This is a genomic window from Gordonia westfalica, from assembly GCF_900105725.1.
In the GTDB taxonomy this organism is placed as follows: Bacteria; Actinomycetota; Actinomycetes; order Mycobacteriales; family Mycobacteriaceae; genus Gordonia; species Gordonia westfalica.
Genome location: NZ_FNLM01000034.1, coordinates 633253 through 648322, shown reverse-complemented (window position 1 = coordinate 648322; position 15070 = coordinate 633253). Strand labels below are relative to the sequence as shown.

The 15070-nt window shown below is 68.8% G+C and carries 13 protein-coding genes and 1 pseudogene; 13 read left to right on the top strand and 1 reads right to left on the bottom strand.

Going from position 1 to position 15070, the window contains the following annotated elements; all coding sequences use genetic code 11:
* Positions 1-68 precede the first annotated feature (68 nt).
* The 13 genes and pseudogenes from BLU62_RS08275 (at position 69) to BLU62_RS08215 (ending at position 13781) form a co-directional block, all read left to right on the top strand.
* Positions 69-548 carry a helix-turn-helix transcriptional regulator gene (locus BLU62_RS08275; RefSeq protein ID WP_074849077.1) on the top strand — a complete coding sequence of 160 codons (480 nt, stop codon included), beginning with the start codon at positions 69-71 and terminating at the stop codon, positions 546-548.
* Between the two features lie 70 nt (positions 549-618).
* The gene (locus BLU62_RS08270) at positions 619-1473 is read left to right on the top strand and encodes an acyl-CoA thioesterase (RefSeq protein ID WP_074852768.1); all 855 of its coding nucleotides are present in this window, start codon (positions 619-621) and stop codon (positions 1471-1473) included.
* A complete protein-coding gene (gene pdxT / locus BLU62_RS08265; RefSeq protein WP_074849076.1) occupies positions 1470-2090 on the top strand; it encodes a pyridoxal 5'-phosphate synthase glutaminase subunit PdxT in 621 nt (206 codons plus the stop codon). The genes BLU62_RS08270 and pdxT overlap by 4 nt, the downstream gene beginning before the upstream one ends.
* A gap of 144 nt (positions 2091-2234) precedes the next feature.
* Positions 2235-2990, top strand: coding sequence for a YebC/PmpR family DNA-binding transcriptional regulator (locus BLU62_RS08260; protein ID WP_074849075.1), 756 nt, complete (start codon positions 2235-2237; stop codon positions 2988-2990).
* 129 nt (positions 2991-3119) lie between these two features.
* Positions 3120-3689 carry a crossover junction endodeoxyribonuclease RuvC gene (gene ruvC, locus BLU62_RS08255; protein WP_074849074.1) on the top strand — a complete coding sequence of 190 codons (570 nt, stop codon included), beginning with the start codon at positions 3120-3122 and terminating at the stop codon, positions 3687-3689.
* Positions 3686-4278, top strand: a pseudogene (ruvA, locus tag BLU62_RS08250) (Holliday junction branch migration protein RuvA). Before ruvC ends, ruvA begins: the two are co-directional and overlap by 4 nt.
* Positions 4275-5363: a Holliday junction branch migration DNA helicase RuvB gene (ruvB, locus tag BLU62_RS08245; RefSeq protein ID WP_099047840.1), complete on the top strand. Its 1089-nt coding sequence runs from the start codon at positions 4275-4277 to the stop codon at positions 5361-5363. The pseudogene ruvA and the gene ruvB overlap by 4 nt, the downstream one beginning before the upstream one ends.
* A gap of 169 nt (positions 5364-5532) precedes the next feature.
* Positions 5533-5919: a preprotein translocase subunit YajC gene (gene yajC / locus BLU62_RS08240; RefSeq protein ID WP_074849072.1), complete on the top strand. Its 387-nt coding sequence runs from the start codon at positions 5533-5535 to the stop codon at positions 5917-5919.
* A gap of 190 nt (positions 5920-6109) precedes the next feature.
* The gene (secD, locus tag BLU62_RS08235; protein WP_074849071.1) at positions 6110-7810 is read left to right on the top strand and encodes a protein translocase subunit SecD; all 1701 of its coding nucleotides are present in this window, start codon (positions 6110-6112) and stop codon (positions 7808-7810) included.
* The gene (secF, locus tag BLU62_RS08230; protein WP_074849070.1) at positions 7807-9015 is read left to right on the top strand and encodes a protein translocase subunit SecF; all 1209 of its coding nucleotides are present in this window, start codon (positions 7807-7809) and stop codon (positions 9013-9015) included. The genes secD and secF overlap by 4 nt, the downstream gene beginning before the upstream one ends.
* A 10-nt stretch (positions 9016-9025) precedes the next feature.
* A complete protein-coding gene (locus BLU62_RS08225; RefSeq protein ID WP_074852767.1) occupies positions 9026-10741 on the top strand; it encodes an ABC transporter substrate-binding protein in 1716 nt (571 codons plus the stop codon).
* Positions 10742-10785: 44 nt separating this feature from the next.
* The gene (locus BLU62_RS08220; RefSeq protein WP_074849069.1) at positions 10786-11361 is read left to right on the top strand and encodes an adenine phosphoribosyltransferase; all 576 of its coding nucleotides are present in this window, start codon (positions 10786-10788) and stop codon (positions 11359-11361) included.
* Positions 11362-11414: 53 nt separating this feature from the next.
* The gene (locus tag BLU62_RS08215; RefSeq protein WP_074849068.1) at positions 11415-13781 is read left to right on the top strand and encodes a RelA/SpoT family protein; all 2367 of its coding nucleotides are present in this window, start codon (positions 11415-11417) and stop codon (positions 13779-13781) included.
* Between the two features lie 249 nt (positions 13782-14030).
* On the opposite strand, the gene BLU62_RS08210 is transcribed toward BLU62_RS08215, so the two are convergent.
* The gene (locus BLU62_RS08210) at positions 14031-14951 is read right to left on the bottom strand and encodes a peptidylprolyl isomerase (protein WP_074849067.1); all 921 of its coding nucleotides are present in this window, start codon (positions 14949-14951) and stop codon (positions 14031-14033) included.
* Positions 14952-15070 lie beyond the last annotated feature (119 nt).

Genomic DNA, 15070 nt, shown 5'->3' with positions numbered 1-15070 from the left:
TCTTCATCTCATCGCCGGAGGAGAACCGGCACAGACCACCCGGTTCGATGAGTGAAGAGGAAGCACACATGACTGCGATCGCCCACCAGGCCCCCCAGCACCTGCGCCAGATCAACGCTCGACGCGACGCCGAGGCCCAGGCCCGTCGTCAGGAGGCCCTGGCCCGTCTCGCGGCCCGCCGGATGCCTCTGCCCGGGCAGGTTTCCCGCCAGACGCAGCCCGGACTCGGCCTGCGCCCCGGTCACCCCCACCTGCACCGCGTCGCCTCGCCGATGCCGGCCGCGGAGACCCCGGTGACCGCCGAGGCGGCCGCCGGTCGCGCCAAGCCGAACCTCACCTCCCGCGAGGTCGAGGTGCTGCGGACCTGGATGCTCGTCGACTCCAAGCCCGCCGTCGCGCAGGAGCTCTACATCTCGCTGGGCACGGTCAACACCCACCTGACCCGCATCCGCGCCAAGTACGCCGAGATCGGTCGTCCCGCGCCCACCAAGGCGTCGCTCGTGGCCCGTGCCATCCAGGACGGGATCATGACGCTCGACGAGCTGTGAGGCCGGCCTCGGGCCGGTGACACCGTGGTCGGCCTACGGCCGGGTCACCCCGTGCGGAATACTGGTCGGCGTGGCAGCCATCGAGGACATACTCCAGGTCGAGCGGATCGAGACCGACATCTACCGGGGTGGTGCGTTCCCGAGCCACCTCCAGCGCACCTTCGGCGGGCAGGTCGCCGGACAGGCGCTGATGTCGGCGACGCGGACGGTCGACGCCGACCACCACGTCCATTCGCTGCACGGATACTTCCTGCGGCCCGGTGACCCCGACATCCCCGCCGTGTTCCTCGTCGACCGCATCCGCGACGGCCGATCCTTCGTCACCCGGCGGGTCACCGGAATCCAGCACGGCGAGGCGATCTTCATGATGTCGGCGTCGTTCCACGTCCGCACCGACCAGGGCTACGAACACCAGGACCGCATGCCGCCGGTGCCGGACCCCGAAGAACTCAACGACCGTCTCGACGAGCTCGCGGAGGAAGAGCGCGCGGTCTTCAAGGAGTGGCGCAACTTCGACCTCCGCATCGTACCGCCCGAGAAGATGGTGACCTCGCCGTATCTCGCTGCGCAGCAACGGGTCTGGTTCCGATACCGCCACCCGCTGCCGGCCGACACGGTGTTCCATGTTGGAACGCTCGCCTACATGAGCGACATGACGCTCCTCGGGTCGTCGAGGGTGCCGCACCCCGAGGTCAACCCACAGGTCGCCTCCCTGGACCACGCGATGTGGTTCATGCGCCCGTTCCGCGTCGACGACTGGCTGCTCTATGACCAGACCTCGCCGTCGGCCGATGGTGGCCGCGCCCTGACACAGGGCCGGATCTTCGACCGGCAGGGACGCATGGTCGCGGCGGTCACCCAGGAGGGACTCGCCCGGACCGGTCGCGTGATGCCCGAAGACCAGCACGCCCGGACCGATCGGTGAGCGCCGGATCGCAGCCGCGGATCGGGGTTCTCGCACTGCAGGGTGACGTGCGCGAGCACGTCCACGCCCTGCAGGCCAGCGGCGCCGACGTGCTGCCCATCCGGCGTCCGGTCGAACTCGACGAGATCGACGGCATCGTCATCCCCGGCGGGGAGTCGACGACGATGAGCAAGCTGCTCGGCATCTTCGACCTCTTCGACCCGCTCGTCGAGCGACTCGGGAACGGGCTGCCCGCATACGGTTCCTGCGCGGGCATGATCATGCTCGCCTCCACCATCCTCGACACCCGACCCGACGCTCGTCACCTCGACGCGCTCGACATCACGGTGCGCCGCAACGCTTTCGGCCGTCAGGTGGAGAGTTTCGAGACCGATCTCGACTTCGTCGGCATCACCGATCGCGACGGTGCGCAACCGATGCGGGCGGTCTTCATCCGTGCCCCGTGGGTCGAATCGATCTCGCCCGACGTCGAGGTCCTGGCCCGGGTCCCGGAAGGTCCGGCGGAGGGGAGGATCGTCGCCGTGCGCCAGGGGAATGTGCTCGCGACGTCGTTTCATCCGGAAGTGACCGGCGACCGTCGCGTACATGAATACTTCGTGGAGATGGTGCGTCGGTAAGATCGTGCCGAACCAGCGATAGTGCAAGCGCCTGCGGCATCAGTCGGCAGGTTTGAGGATCGCCGGATGCGGGGCCGCGGCCCGGCATGCGTGCGCCGGGCACCCACCCGCCGCGCACCGGCACCGGGAAAGGATGCGACGGACATGAGCGGCCATTCCAAATGGGCCACCACCAAGCACAAGAAGGCGGTCATCGACGCCAAGCGCGGCAAGATGTTCGCCAAGCTCATCAAGAACATCGAGGTGGCGGCGCGTACCGGCGGTGGTGACCCGGCCGGCAACCCCACGCTCTTCGACGCCATCCAGAAGGCGAAGAAGTCGTCGGTGCCCAACGACAACATCGAACGCGCCCGCAAACGCGGCGGCGGTGAAGAGGCCGGCGGCGCCGACTGGCAGACCATCATGTACGAGGGCTACGGCCCCAACGGCGTGGCGATCCTCATCGAGTGCCTCACCGACAACCGCAATCGCGCGGCCGGCGAGGTCCGCACCGCGATGACCCGCAACGGCGGCAACATGGCCGACCCGGGTTCGGTGTCGTACCTGTTCACCCGCAAGGGTGTCGTCACCCTCGAGAAGGGCGACCAGTCCGAGGACGACGTCCTGATGGCCGTGCTCGACGCCGGCGCCGAAGAGGTCACCGACCTCGGCGACACCCTCGAGATCGTCAGCGAACCCACCGACCTGGTCGCGGTGCGCAGCGCCCTGCAGGAAGCCGGTATCGACTACGACTCGGCCGAGGCGAGCTTCCGGGCATCGGTCGAGGTCGCCGTCGACGCCGACGGGGCGCGCAAGGTCTTCAAGCTGATCGACGCGCTCGAGGACTCCGACGACGTGCAGAACGTGTACAGCAACGTCGACATCAGCGACGAGGTCCTCGCCGAGCTCGAGAACGACTGATCCTCGGCGCCCTCGTGAGGGCGTGTTGATCATCGGAGTTGTCCGCCCTCCCCGATAGAATCTCGAACAATTGTTCGTAACACTTGTCCGCAAGGCCCGGGAGGGCTGCGGACGCCTGGGAGGGTTGTCGTGCGCGTCATGGGCGTCGATCCGGGTCTCACGCGGTGCGGTATCGCGCTGGTGGAGTCGGGTCGTGGGAGGTCGGTGACCGCACTCGACGTGGACGTGGTGCGCACGCCGAGCGACATGGACCTGGCCGAGCGGCTGCTCGCGATCTACACCTCGGCGTGCCACTGGCTCGACGTCCACCAACCCGATGTGGTGGCCATCGAGCGCGTGTTCGCACAGAACCAGGTGTCGACCGCGATGGGCACCGCGCAGGCGGGCGGCGTGATCGCGCTGGCCGCGAGTCAGCGTGACGTGCCCGTCCGCTTCCACACGCCGTCGGAGGTCAAGGCCGCGGTCACCGGCAGCGGTCGTGCCGACAAGGCACAGGTGACCGCGATGGTGACGCGGATTCTCGGCATGCAGACCAAGCCGAAGCCGGCCGACGCCGCGGACGCTCTCGCGCTCGCGATCTGTCACTGCTGGCGCGGACCCATGATGGAGCGGATGGCAGCCGCGCAGAAACAGGCCGACGCGGCCGCCGCGAAGCATCGCCAGCGGATCGCCCAGGCACGAGAGGGGAGTCGCGCATGATCGCGTCAGTCCGCGGTCCGGTTCTCGAGATCGCCCTCGATCACGCCGTGATCGACTGTGCGGGAGTCGGTTACCGGGTACTCGCGACGCCGGTCACACTGTCGCGGCTGCGTCGCGGCGACGAGGCGACGCTGTTGACCTCGATGATCGTCCGCGAGGACTCGATGACGCTGTACGGGTTCACCGAACCCGACGCCCGCGCGCTGTTCGCGCTGCTGCAGACGGTCACCGGCGTCGGCCCCGGCTGGCGATGGCGACGCTCGCGGTCCTCGAACCGGATGCGTTGCGGCGTGCCCTGGCCGACTCCGACACCAAGGCGCTGACATCGGTGCCGGGGATCGGCAAACGCGTCGCCGAACGGCTCTGCGTCGAACTCCGGGACAAGGTCGACCGCCCGGCGCCGGAGACGGCCACGGGCGCCGTCGGCGCAGGCGGGATCCGTGAGCAGGTCGCCGAGGCACTCGTCGGACTCGGATTCACCGCAGGCCCCGCCGAGAAGGCGGTCATCGCGGTCCTTGCCGACGATCCCGACGCCGATGCGTCCACCGCGCTCCGGCGCTCCCTGGCGATGCTGGGCAAGGCCTCGTGATGGACGACCCCGACGATTTCGGGGAACGCGAGGTCAGCGCGACGCCGGTGCGCTCCGACGGTGACCTCGACGCCGGCCTACGGCCCCGCTCGCTGGCCGACTTCATCGGCCAGCCGCGCGTCCGCGAACAGCTCGAACTCGTCCTGCACGGAGCCAAGGGTCGTGGCGGCACGCCCGACCACATCCTGCTGTCCGGACCACCTGGACTCGGCAAGACCTCGCTCGCCATGATCATCGCCTCCGAGATGGGGGCCGCGATCCGCGTCACGTCGGGACCGGCACTCGAACGCGCCGGTGATCTCGCGGCCATGCTGTCCAACCTCGTCGAGGGCGACGTCCTGTTCATCGACGAGATCCACCGCATCGCCCGTCCCGCCGAGGAGATGCTGTACCTCGCGATGGAGGACTTCCGCGTCGACGTCGTGGTCGGCAAGGGGCCCGGCGCCACCTCAATCCCACTCGACGTCGCCCCGTTCACCCTGGTCGGCGCCACCACCAGGTCCGGATCGCTGACCGGTCCGCTGCGCGATCGCTTCGGGTTCACCGCGCACATGGAGTTCTACGAGCCCGCCGAACTCGTCCGGGTGCTCAACCGGTCCGCCGGCATCCTCGGCATCGAACTGGGTCCCGACGCCTCCGCGGAGATCGCCCGCCGCTCGCGCGGCACACCGCGAATCGCGAACCGCCTGCTCCGGCGGGTCCGTGACTACGCCGAGGTCCGCGGCGACGGTTCGATCACCGTCGACGTCGCCCGGGCCGCGCTCGCCGTCTACGACGTGGACCAACTCGGCTTCGACCGCCTCGACCGCGCCGTCCTCGACGCCCTGATCCGGGCATTCGGCGGGGGACCGGTAGGGGTGTCGACCCTGGCCGTGGCGGTCGGCGAGGAGCCCGCGACCGTCGAAGAGGTCTGCGAACCGTTCCTCGTCCGGGCGGGGATGATCGCCCGCACCCCGCGGGGGCGGGTCGCCACCGCGGCGGCCTGGCATCACCTCGGTCTGACCCCGCCCGCGGGCGCGATGAACGCCTCCTTCGGCGCCCGTCCCCGGGACATCGGGGCCGATTCGATGTTCGACGACCTGTGACCTCCATCCGCGTGGTGTGACTCTGCGCACCACCTGCGGGGATGCTCTCGCCGGCGGACGTGGCACACTGTGTGGAGCACAGCGTGGCCATCTGCTCGCCTCACGCCCATCGGCGTGGGGTGTCGGCTCACGCGGTACACCCCGAAACACAAAGGACTGACTCTTTCCCATGGACGCTTTGCTCTTCCCCCTCTTGCTGGCACTGCTCGCCGGCTTCATGTTCTTGTCGATGCGGAAGCAGAAGAAGCGCGCGGCCGAGATGCAGGACATGCAGAACTCGGTGTCCACGGGTACGCGCATCCAGCTGACCTCGGGCCTCTTCGGCACCGTCATCGATGCGGCGTCGTCCGACTTCGTCGACGTGGAGATCGCCACCGGTGTGGTCACCCGCTGGAACCGCCTCGCGATCATGCGCGTCATCCCCACCGATGAGGCCGCTGCCACCTACCCCGGCCACACCGCGCCGGAGGACGAGTACGACGCCTACGCCGACGATGCGGATTCGGTGAGCCTGGACAAGCCGTCGACCGACGACGCGCGCGACACCGACAAGTAGTCCCCGGAGCTGCGCCGCGCCGTCGGACGGCGCGGCGCCTCCTGCCCACCTCCCGCGCATCGCCTGTCTCGCCGAGGTCTGCGTGCCCCGCTGTGGTCTCGGCGCTGCGCACGCAGACCTTCGGAGTCGGTGGGTCATGCGGTCCGAGCACCCTCGGCCGGTTGACGTTCCCAAAGGAGCCTGAACAGCTGTGACAACTCCTCGTTCGACTGCAATGGCGGGTAAGCCCGCCGCGAAGCGGTCGCGACCGAGTCGTGAGATCCCGCCGTGGCGTCCGCTCGTGGCCTTCCTCGGCCTGCTCGCCATCGTGTACGGACTCATCTACTTCACCGGTCCTCAGACCCTCGAACCCAAGCTGGGCATCGACCTGCAGGGCGGTACCCGTGTCACGCTGACCGCGCGCACCGAGGACGGCAAGGAGCCGACCCGGCAGCAGCTGGATCAGGCCAAACAGATCATCGAACAGCGTGTGAACGGCCTCGGTGTCTCCGGCTCCGAGGTGGTCGTCACCGGCAACAACCTGGTGATCACCGTGCCCGGCGAGGACGGCGCGCAGGCCAAGTCGCTGAGCCAGACCGCGCGTCTGTACGTGCGGCCTGTGATCGGCGCCATCGCGGCGACCCCGCAGCCGCCGAAGCCCGAGGACCAGTCCGACCAGCAGAACACCGCGATGCCCACCGAGGTGGCCGCGGTGGCGATCGCCGAACAGCGCAAGATCCGCCAGGCGCCCGGCGACGCGAAGCAGGAACAGCTCGCGGCGCTGCAGGAGCAGATGGCGAAGATGGACTGCTCGCCGGAAGCCAACGATCCGCTCCGGGGCAACGACCTGCCCGATCAGTACCTGGTGGCCTGTTCCACCGACGGCAAGGAGGTCTACCTCCTCGGGCCGCAGATCATCGACGGCCGCGACATCAAGGACGCCTCCGCCGGCACCGACCCGCAGACCGGTGAGTGGGTGGTCACCCTCGAGTTCAAGGGCAAGGCTGCCGATTTCTGGCCGAAGTACACCGCCCAGGAGGCCCCGAACCGCACGCAGACCGCGTTCACCCTCGACTCCGCGGTCGTGTCGGCGCCGGCGATCAACGAGCCGATCCCGGGCGGCCAGACCCGCATCAGCGGCAGCAGTGCCGACCCGTTCACCGAGAAGTCGTCCAACGAGCTCGCGAACGTGCTGAAGTACGGTTCGCTGCCGCTGTCGTTCAACGCCTCCGACGCCGAGACCGTTTCGGCGACACTGGGTCTCTCGTCGCTGAAGGCCGGTCTGCTGGCCGGCGCGATCGGACTCGTCGCGGTGTTGATCTACGCGTTGGCCTACTACCGGATGCTGGGCATCCTGACGATGCTCTCGCTGGTGCTCGCCGGTGCGATGGTCTACGGCATCATCGTGCTGCTCGGACGCTGGATCGGGTTCACCCTCGACCTAGCGGGCATCGCCGGTCTGATCATCGGTATCGGTATGACCGCGGACTCCTTCGTCGTCTACTTCGAACGGATCAAGGACGAGATGCGGGAGGGCCGTAGCTTCCGCTCGGCCGTGCCACGCGGTTGGGCCAGTGCCCGCCGCACCATCTGGTCGGGTAACGCGGTCAGCTTCATCGCCGCCGCGGTGATCTACATCCTCGCGATCGGCGAGGTGCGCGGCTTCGCGTTCACACTCGGCCTCACCACGATCCTCGACGTCATGGTCGTGTTCCTGGTGACCCACCCGCTCGTGGTGTACGCCAGCCGGTCGTCGTTCCTGTCCAAGCCGAGTGTCAACGGCCTCGGGGCCATCACCGAGGTGGCCCGCGAACGCAAGGTCGCGGCTCGCCGCCAGGCCGAGACCGTCGGCGTCGGAGCGGGAGCGGCCCGCGCCGACGAGTCCACCAGTGAGAAGGGGACTGTGCGATGACCCGTCCGGACAATCCGAGCCAGGGCCCGGGGAAGATCACCGACACCGCGGTCGCCGAACCGCCGTCGCCGTCCACCGGCACCGACGCCGATTTCGTCGCCGACCGGCAGCGCAGTTTCTTCTCCCGGCTCTACACCGGTACCGGCGCTTTCGAGATCGTCGGCAAGCGCAAGACGTGGTACATCGTCACCGCCGCGATCATGCTGATCTGCCTGGCCTCGATCGCCATCCGCGGCTTCAGCTTCGGCATCGACTTCGAGGGCGGCACCCAGATGTCGGTGCCGGTCGCCTCGTCCGAGATCACCGCCGACTCGGTCGAGAAGGTCGTCACCGAGGCTCTCGGCGAGGAACCCGAATCGGTCCAGACCGCGGGTTCCGGCAACAGCGCCACGGTGCAGGTGCGCACCGAGACTCTCGACCTGGCGCAAGCCGAGGCCGTGACGCGCGCGCTCGCCGAGGAGTTCGGTCCCGAGCTGGCGCCCGCCGAGGTCAGCATCTCCGACGTCAGCTCCACCTGGGGCCGCGAGATCACCGAGAAGATGGCCATCGCGCTCGCGGTGTTCCTCGTCATCGTGTTCGTCTACATCGCGGTGCGCTTCGACCGGGAGATGTCGATCGCTGCGATGGCCTCGCTCTTCTTCGACATCATCGCCACCGCAGGTGTGTACTCGCTCGTCGGTTGGGAGGTGACCCCGGCCACGGTCATCGGCCTGTTGACCATCCTCGGCTTCTCGCTCTACGACACGGTGGTCGTCTTCGACAAGGTGCAGGAGAACACGCGCTCGGTGCTGCAGACGTCCCGGCGGACATACGGGGAGCAGGCGAACCTCGCGATCAACCAGACCCTGATGCGTTCGATCAACACGACGATCATCTCGGTGCTCCCGATCATCGCGCTGATGGTGGTGGCGGTCTGGCTGCTCGGCGTCGGCACGCTGAAAGACCTCGGACTCATCCAGCTGGTCGGCGTCGTGGTGGGCACATACTCGTCGATCTTCCTCGCGGCACCGCTGTTGGTGACGCTGAAGGAACGGCGTCCGGACGTCAAGCGGCACACCACGAAGGTGCTGAACCGTCGCGCGGGGATCACCTCCGGTGCGGTGCGGACCGACGACGAGCGCCCGGTGCGCCGCCGCCGTGCCGCGGCCGACACGGACGAGGCCGACCGCGCGGTACCGACCGGCAAACGCCGTCGCAACCGCTAGTCTCACCGACGTGATCGTCAGGCACCGGGAGTTCATCAGGGCCCTGAGCCTGGTCGTCGGGGTCGTCACGGGCGCCGGCGTCCTGACGGCCTGCGGCGACGACGGGCCGCCGACCATCGACTACGTGGTCGATGCCCACGTGACCAGCTACAACGCGAACACCGTCGACGGCAACGCCGACGGTGTGATCATGGCGACGAGTCGGCTGCTGCCCGGTTTCAGCCTGCTCGGACCCCAGGGGCAGGCGATCCCGGATCGCGACGTCGGCGTCGTCACCCGGATTCCGGGGCGCGTGCCGGCGTTGCGGTACGAGTTCACCCCCGAGGCCGCCTTCACCGACGACGTCGCGCTCGACTGCGACGATCTGGTGCTGGCGTGGGCTGCGATGAGCGGACGATTCCCGGGGTTCACCCCGGCGACGACGGCCGGGTACCGCGACATCGAGAAGGTGGAGTGCGCGCCCGGCGAGAAGTCCGCGACGGTGACCTTCGCGCCGGGGCGTGAGTACCGCGACTGGTTGTCGCTGTTCGGTGCGGGCACGATGTTGCCGGCCCACATCGTGGCCCGCGAAGCCGGACTCGCCAACGTCGTCGACCCCATCCGGGCGATGGACCGCGGCGCGCTGGCCCGCATCGCCACGGCGTGGAACACCGGCTTCGACCTGACTTTCGGTCCGGTCGACCACGCGCGGTACCCGGCCTCCGGGCCCTACCGCATCGACCGCTACTCACGATCGGGCGGGCTCGTCCTGATCCCCAACGAATCGTGGTGGGGCGACAAGCCCGAGACCTCGCGCATCGCGATCTGGGGCCGCGGAACCGATTCCGCGCGCCGCCTGCCCGACGGGAAGTTCGACATCGTCGACGTCACCGCGGGGATGGTCGAGGGTGACATCGCCGGCACGCCCGGAGCAGCCGGACCGGCGTCGCCGTCCCGGGCGGTCGGCGTGGAACAGATCGTCCTCTCCGGACGAGGCGTCTTCGGGGATGTGCGGATGCGGCAGGCATTCGCCTCCTGCGTTCCGCGCGCCGATCTCGCCCGCGACTTCTCCGGCGGTGCCCAGGTGTGGAATCTGCGCGTGCTCGCACCCGCCGACAACCTCGCCGGACCGATGAACCCCGAGTTCGGCCGCGCCTACCAGAAGCCGGATCTCGCACGCGCACGGACGCTGCTGCGCGCCGCGACCGGTCAGGTCGCGGATGCCGGAGCGTCGACGACGGCCGGCCTGCAGCCGCGCCGGGTCCGCATCGGATACGTGGCTCCGACCCTGCGGTGGCAGCAGATGGTCGCTGCCATCGCGGCGTCGTGCCGGGAGGCCGGGTTCGTCGTCGAGGACGTCTCGACGCCCGATGTTCAGCCCGAATCGCTCGGCAAGGACGTCGACGCGCTGATCATCGCCGGGGGCGACTCCTTCGCCGCGGCCGGTGCCGCAGACCCGAGCCGAGACGCCTATGCGCTGCGCGGCGGCGACCCGCTCAACCTCTCCGGAACCCGCGATCCACAGGTCAGTCGCGGAATCGATCAGTTCGCGGTCACCGTGTCCGAGCCCGATCGGCTCCGGCTGGCACGCTCGATCGAGAACGCGAGCTGGTCGTCGATGCCGTCGATCCCCCTCTTCGCGTCGCCGCGCATCCGGCAGTGGAAGGATCAGGTGGGGGGTGTCGCGGCCGGCCTCGGTCGTACCGGCACCGGATGGAACATGGATCGATGGACGATCAGCAGATGACAGTACAGACGAGCAGTGGGCAGACAAGCGGTGAGGAAGAACTGATGGGCGGCGTGGTACCCGAACGGACCGCGGAGGCGGTGACACGTGCCCAGGCGGCGATCGCCCGGCACACCCGCCTGGTCGACGACTTCCCGAGCCCCGGGATCGCCTTCAAGGACCTGACACCGGTCCTGGCCGACCCCGAGGGGCTGTCGGCGATCGTCACGGCCCTGACCCACGGCTGCATCGACATCGACCTCGTCGCCGGCATCGACGCCCGCGGCTTCCTCCTCGGCGGAGCGGTCGCCCGCGAACTCGAGGTCGGGGTCCTCGCCGTACGCAAGGGCGGCAAACTGCCGCCGCCGGTGCACGCGGTCACCTACAGCCTCGAATACGGCACCGCGACCCTGGAGATCCCCGCCGACGGACTCGACCTGACCGGGCAGCGCATTCTTCTCGTCGACGACGTGCTCGCGACCGGCGGCACCGCGGTCGCCGCGGCAGATCTGCTCCACCGGACCGGAGCGAGCGTGGTCGGGGTCGCGGTGATCATGGAGCTCGTCGGGCTCGGCGGCCGCGACACGATCGCCCGCGGCCTCGGCGCCGGCATCCCCGTCCACTCGGTGGCGCTCGACTGACCGTCGGGGATCTAGACTCGGAAAGACCACGACCGACGACAGGAGGACCGGACATGCCCGATGAATCCGGCACGGCTCAGCGATCCGTGACTCCTGCGGCCGACTCGTCGGTTGGCGACGACGCAGCGCCGGGCGCACCCGTCTCGACGTCGGCCTCGACCTCCCCGTCCGCCTCCCGGCGTGTGCGCGCCCGCCTCGCGCGCCGGATGACCGCGACGCGCAGCCAGGTCCGGCCCGTCCTCGAACCACTGGTCACGCTGCACCGCGAGATCTATCCCAAAGCCGACGTCGCCCTCCTGCAACGGGCCTACGACGTCGCCGAGGAGCGCCACAGCGGACAGAAGCGCAAGTCCGGCGACCCCTACATCACCCATCCGCTGGCGGTCGCGACGATCCTCGCCGACCTCGGCATGGACACCACGACCCTGATCGCCGCGCTGCTGCACGACACGGTCGAGGACACCGGCTACTCGCTGCAGGCACTCGAACGCGACTTCGGCCAGGAAGTGGCGCACCTCGTCGACGGTGTGACCAAACTCGACAAGGTCGCACTGGGCAGCGCGGCCGAGGCCGAGACGATCCGCAAGATGATCATCGCGATGGCCCGCGACCCGCGCGTCCTCGTGATCAAGGTAGCCGACCGGCTCCACAACATGCGGACCATGCGTTTCCTCCCGCCGGAGAAGCAGGCGCGCAAGGCTCGCGAAACATTGGAAGTCATTGCCCCGCTTGCACATCGACTCGGTATGGCAACCGTCAAGTGGGAACTCGAGGACCTCTCGTTCGCGATCCTGCACCCCAAGCGCTACGAGGAGATCGTGCGCCTGGTCGCCGACCGCGCCCCGTCGCGCGACACCTACCTCGCGCGGGTGCGGGCCGACATCAACAACGCGCTGTCCGCGGCGCGGATCAACGCGACCGTCGAGGGACGTCCCAAGCACTACTGGTCGATCTACCAGAAGATGATCGTCAAGGGACGCGACTTCGACGACATCCACGATCTCGTCGGCATGCGCATCCTGTGCGAAGAAGACCGTGACTGCTACGCCGCGGTCGGCGTCGTCCACTCGCTGTGGCAGCCGATGGCCGGACGCTTCAAGGACTACATCGCCCAGCCGCGGTTCGGGGTGTACCAGTCGTTGCACACCACCGTGATCGGCCCCGAGGGCAAGCCCCTGGAAGTGCAGATCCGGACGCACGAGATGCACCGCACCGCCGAGTTCGGCATCGCCGCGCACTGGCGCTACAAGGAGAGCGGCTACCGGAAGTCGGGCAAGAAGTCCGACACCGCCGAGATCGACGACATGGCGTGGATGCGCCAGCTGCTCGACTGGCAGCGAGAGGCCGCCGACCCCGGTGAGTTCCTCGAATCGCTGCGCTACGACCTCGCCGTCCGCGAGATCTTCGTCTTCACGCCGAAGGGCGACGTGGTCACGCTGCCCGCCGGATCGACGCCCGTCGACTTCGCCTACGCCGTCCACACCGAGGTCGGGCACCGCTGCATCGGCGCCCGCGTCAACGGCCGCCTGGTCGCGCTCGAACGCAAACTCGAGAACGGCGAGGTGGTGGAGGTGTTCACCTCCAAGGCGCCGACCGCCGGGCCGTCGAAGGACTGGCAGGGCTTCGTGGTGTCGCCGCGGGCCAAGGCCAAGATCCGCCAGTGGTTCGCCAAGGAACGCCGCGAAGAGGCACTCGAGGCCGGTAAGGACGCGATCGCCAAGGAGGTCCGTCGCGGCGGTCTTCCGTTGCAGCGCTTGCTGTCCGCGGAGTCGATGGCGGCGATCGCCAAGGAACTGCGCTACACCGACGTCACCGCGCTGTACGCCGCGGTGGGCGAGAACCATGTCTCCGCACGGCACGTCGTCAACCGCCTCGTCGCATCCCTCGGTGGCATCGAGGACGCGGAGGAGGCGCTCGCCGAGCGCTCCACACCGTCGACGATGCCGACCCGCCCGCGTCAGGGCGGGGATGCCGGCGTGGTCGTCGACGGCGTCGACAACGTGGTCATCAAACTCGCCAAATGCTGTACGCCCGTACCGGGTGACGACATCATGGGCTTCGTCACCCGCGGCGGCGGAATCAGCGTGCACCGCACGGACTGCACCAACGCGACCTCGCTGCAGCAGCAGTCCGAACGCATCCTCGACGTGTCGTGGGCGCCGTCCCCCGAGTCGGTGTTCCTCGTCGCCATCCAGGTCGAGGCCCTCGACCGCCACCGATTGCTGTCCGACGTCACCAAGGTGCTCGCCGACGAGCGCGTCAACATCCTCTCGGCGTCGGTCACCACCAGCCGCGACCGGGTCGCCGTCAGCAAGTTCACCTTCGAGATGGGCGACCCCAAACACCTCGGTCACGTGCTGAACGTGGTCCGCAACGTGGAGGGCGTCTACGACGTCTACCGCGTCACCTCGGCGGCGTAGGCCCTCCTGCTGGTTGAGCCGGCACCGAGCGCAGCGTGGGCCGCCTCTGCTGGTTGAGCCGGCACCTAGCGCAGCGTGGGCCGCCTCTGCTGGTTGAGCCGGCACCGAGCGCAGCGTGGGCCGCCTCTGCTGGTTGAGCCGGCACCGAGCGCAGCGAGGAGCCGTGTCGAAACCAGAGATCCCGTTGCGTTCTGTCCCGGAAAGCGGGACTCAACGCAACGGGATCTCCGTTGTCTCAGCGACTCTCGGTCAGTCGATGGTGGCGGTCTCGATCGTCACCGGGAGCTTCGGCTTGCCGTCGCCCGGCTGGCTGCCGGCCGGGCCGGGGGTGATGCCGCCGGCGTAGACCTTGTCCAACACCGCGAGGCCGGGCTCGTCGACCTTGCCCACGATGGAGTAGTCGGGACCCAGTTCGCTGTCGTTGATGACGATGAACAGCTGGCTCGACCCGGTGTTGGGATTCTGGCCGCCCTGGCTGCTGTTCGCGATCGCCACCGTGCCGCGCGGGTAGACCACCGGCTGCGATCCGCTCATCGGATCGGGCTGCCCGACCTTCTGCAGGTCGGTCGGCGGCTCGTCGGGGCTGGTCCAGCCCGGCCCGCTCATGCCGGTGCCGGTCGGGTCGCCGCACTGCAGGATCTTCAGCTTGTCGCTAGTGGTCATGCGGTGGCACGTCGTGTCGTCGTAGAACTTGTTCTCGATCAGCGAAGTAACCGCGGCGACGTTGCAGGGGGCGCCGTCACGTTCCAGCGTGATCGGCAGGACGCCCTGGGTGGTGGTGAAGGTGGCCTGCTCGGTGCCGGACTTCAGGACCTTCTCGTCGGGCTTGGGGGACTGGCGCTCGTTCTTCGCCGCCGCCTTCAGCTCGTCGAGCTCGGCCTGGTACTGCGGCCGCTGATCGGCCGGCACGTTGTCGGGAACCTGGTCGGGGAGCTGGTCGAACCGGCTCGGTGAGTCCTCGAACGCACAGCTGGTCCAGCGTGCGGCCTCGCGGTCGTCCATGATCTTCTTCACCACGACGGCGGTCACGGTCGCCACGACGGCGACCACGACGGCGGTCGAGACCGAGGCGATGACGATCTTCCGCTTGCGCCGGGCGAGGCGCTCGGTTTCGAGGCGTTCTTCGAGCTTCCGCTTCGCCGCCTCGCGGCGCTCCTCATTGGTGGTCACGCGGGTGGATCCTCCTGAATCCCGGCACGCCGGTGCCGACAATCTGCGCGGATGTCACTTACTCGAGAGGCAAGTCTGCCAGTTGTACCTGAGAACAGGATTCAGTGGGTGGTGGAGAG